Below are 2,495 nucleotides of genomic sequence, written 5' to 3' on the forward strand. Positions count from 1 at the left end.
GGTGGTCAGTTTTTTGCCGCTTTTCTTGATCAGGTCGACCAATGCCTCGCCATTTTTCACATCAAACTGGGCATCAATCAGGATGGCCTCTTTGTCGCCGCTCACCAGTGATGACGAAACGGGGAAGATGGCCTTCTCACCAGGGTTGTAAACAGTCACGCTCAGCGGGCCAGCCATGGCCACGCCGCTCAACAGAGTACTCGTCAGGGCCAGGTTACGGATCAGGGAGTTATTCATAATGGTTTCTATTGTTATTGATAATGGGAAATTCATCATATGAAATATCTAATCATTTAAATACTGCAAAAAAGACATTAGACTGTTGCAATAATCGGACACATAAGGATTGAAGATGGATCGGCTGACAGCCTTGCAGGTCTTCGTCAACGTTGTCGAGCAAGGTAGCCTGAGCCGTGCCAGCGATAAACTGGACATGTCTCGCGCCATGGTGTCGCGCTATCTGGCTGAACTGGAAGGCTGGATGGGGGTGCGTTTATTGCACCGCACGACCCGGCGACTCAGTCTGACTGGGCCGGGAGAAGAGGCGCTAAGCAATGCACGGGCCATGCTGGCACTGCAAGACGAGATGAAGCAAATCGCCGAACGCGATGCAGAAGAACCCATGGGGCTACTGAGAATTACCAGCTGTTACTCACTATCCCAAACGCTGCTGGCTGGCGTCGTTAATGACTATCTGGCTCGATACCCCGGCACATCTATCGATATCCTGCTGCAAGATAAAGTTGTCAATCTGGTCGAAGAGCGGATTGATCTGGCACTCCGTATTACCAATAAACCGGACTCCAATCTGGTCGCCCGCCGCCTTGGTACTTGCCACTCGGTAGTATGTGCCAGCCCGGCTTATCTGGATAAGCACCCAGCCCCCGTAAGGGTGCAGGATCTGGCCATACATAATTGTCTCTCCTATGCCTACTTCGGCAAGAGCATATGGGAATTCACAGGCCCGGATGGCCCCGAATCGGTGCCGGTCTGCGGCAATTTAAGTGCAAACATCTCCAACCTGCTACTGGAAGCGACCCTCAAGGGGACGGGTATCAGCATGCAGCCCCGTTATTCGGTACAACCCTATATTGACCGGGGAGAACTGATCCCGCTGCTGATAAAGTGGCAGCCGAAGAAAATCGATATCTACGGGGTATACAGCACGCGCAAACAGATGTCGCCGCTACTGCGCAGCTTCCTCGATTTTTTGCTCGAGAGGATGGTGCTCGACCCGATGTGGACAGATTAAGCCGCTAAAATACCTATGCACATGACACCACTGTCATGTGCAATAGCCGGGCAGTCCTCCTGAGCGGGCCCGTGTCAGGGCAAGGCCGGATAATCGTTGTAGCCCTTGCTGCCGGCGGTATAGAGCGTATTGCGGTCGAAGCGCGCCAGCGGCAGGCCTTCGCGCAGGCGGCGTAGCAGATCGGGGTTGGCCACATAGTGGCGCGCGAACGACACTGCATCCCCCACGCCGGCATCAATCGCCATATCGGCGTCCGAACCGCCAAACCCGTCGTTGAGGATGATGCCGCCGCCTTTGAAGTTGGCCCGTGCCAGCGAAAATGCGTCGATATCTGCAAGCGGTGCGCGCATCACATGCAGATAGGCAAGATTCAGCGCCGATGCGGCGCGCAGCAGCGCGATATGTGTTGCCGCCGGGTCGGCGTCGGAGGTGTCGTTGTAGCTGTTGCCGGGATTGATGCGCAGGCCGACGCGGCCGGCGCCGATGGCATCGGCCATTGCGCCCAGACACTCGACGGCAAAACGCACGCGGTTTTCGACCGTGCCGCCATATTCATCGGTGCGGGTATTGGTGCCCGAACACATAAAGCTCATCGGCAAATAGCCGCTGGTGCAATGCAGCTCGACACCATCAAAACCGGCCTCGCGCGCCAGACGCGCGGCGTGTGCGTGCCCGGCCACCACGGCACGCACTTCTGCGGTGCTTAACGCCTCGGGGGTATCGAATGGCTGCATGCCGGCCGCGTCGGTATAGATTTCGCCACGTGCGGCAATGGCTGACGGCGCGACGGTACGCACGCCCTCGCCCTTGATATGGCGGCTGCCGACGCGCCCGCCATGCATGATCTGCAGCACGATGGTGCCGCCGGCCTCGTGTACCGCATCGGTAATGCCGCGCCAGGCATGTACCTGTTCCGCCGTTGCAATGCCGGGCTGGCGACAATAGGCCTGCCCTTCATGCGCAGGCCATGTCCCTTCGGCCACAATCAGGCCGGCACTGGCGCGCTGCGCATAATAGTCGAGCATTTCCGGCGTCGGCACACCGTGTGCGTCGGCGCGGTTGCGCGTCATCGGCGCCATTACGACGCGGTTTTTCAGCTTGAGCTCGCCCATGGCAAGCGGATCGAATAGCGTGGGCATGGTGGGTCCTGTGTGTGAAATGGCGGGGGTGGGCGCAGGAGGCACAATCTGAAAGGCACAGAAGCGGGGGACGCCGCTTGCGGATGGTGGGTTACGCAGCCATT

Annotated in this window: 2 protein-coding genes and 1 pseudogene; 1 reads left to right on the forward strand and 2 read right to left on the reverse strand. The window is 58.1% G+C overall.

Annotation, left to right across the window (positions count from 1 at the left end):
* Window positions 1-237, reverse strand: a pseudogene (locus tag ACRC1E_RS10190) (hypothetical protein); the annotation flags it as partial.
* Between the two features lie 115 nt (window positions 238-352).
* Between ACRC1E_RS10190 and ACRC1E_RS10195 the strand changes: the two are divergent.
* A complete protein-coding gene (locus ACRC1E_RS10195) occupies window positions 353-1,252 on the forward strand; it encodes a LysR family transcriptional regulator (RefSeq protein ID WP_438514986.1) in 900 nt (299 codons plus the stop codon).
* Between the two features lie 74 nt (window positions 1,253-1,326).
* Here ACRC1E_RS10195 and ACRC1E_RS10200 read toward each other — a convergent pair whose 3' ends face one another.
* On the reverse strand, window positions 1,327-2,391 hold the full coding sequence (locus tag ACRC1E_RS10200; protein WP_438514987.1) for an alkene reductase: 1,065 nt from the start codon (window positions 2,389-2,391) through the stop codon (window positions 1,327-1,329).
* Window positions 2,392-2,495: the final 104 nt, after the last annotated feature.

Origin of the sequence: Craterilacuibacter sp. (assembly GCF_051659485.1) — a bacterium.
Lineage (GTDB): Bacteria > Pseudomonadota > Gammaproteobacteria > Burkholderiales > Chromobacteriaceae > Craterilacuibacter.